General features: G+C 45.0%; 1 pseudogene. It reads right to left on the minus strand.

Features of this window, described 5'->3' with window-relative positions:
- Positions 1-170 precede the first annotated feature (170 nt).
- Positions 171-787, minus strand: a pseudogene (locus CIK92_RS04805) (IS1380-like element IS612 family transposase); the annotation flags it as partial.

Genomic DNA, 787 nt, shown 5'->3' on the forward strand with positions numbered 1-787 from the left:
CCTAAAATCCGCAACTATCATCCAATACACGATTAAGGGTAGATTTATGAGTCGTTAGTAGCAGCTTTCAGTAAAAAGCAACAGCACAACATCAATATGTAGCCACCATCCCCTTACCCCACGATGCGACTTGAGGTAATACGCAGATTCAAACCGGAAAGAAAGGATTCTTATCCGAATTCTGTTTTGAAGGGTTTTGCATAAGCTCGGTTCTCTGTGTAGATATTCAGCACGTATTGCCTTGCAGTCATGATCCACTTGGCAGGTACGGAGATGAATCTGAAGACAAAAGCCTTTATGCGACTCGTTTTCTTGAGCCCAAAAGCCTTGGTGTCAAGCCTGCTCATGATGGTCTTGTAGAAATTGTGTATCAATGCAGTAAGCAGAAGAAAGACAGTATTCTCCGCCATGAATGACTTGGGGAGCCTGCTCCAACCGAATCCGTTGTTCATGTCGTCAAAGATACGTTCCTTGCCGCCACGCAGATTGTAGAATTCAACAATGTCCCTTGTCGATGACTTGTAATCGTTGGTCAGAATACAACGGTAAGTGTATTCGCCTTCCCACAGGTCAAGGTCGCCACTGTTGCGTCTTTGTCTCTGGATGACAAGACGATAGCACTTGCCTTCCCATTTCTCAACGAGAATGGAATTGAGTTCGAACTGGATGCCGTTAATCTCCTCCGTCTTCCATCCTCTCAGAGCAAAGATGTCATTGTAGAGCGAACTGCATCGGTTGGCACGGATGTAGAAATGTTTGCAATGCTTCTCTATCTCACTGACGATTT

Origin of the sequence: Prevotella sp. P4-67 (genome assembly GCF_002251325.1) — a bacterium.
GTDB lineage: Bacteria > Bacteroidota > Bacteroidia > Bacteroidales > Bacteroidaceae > Prevotella.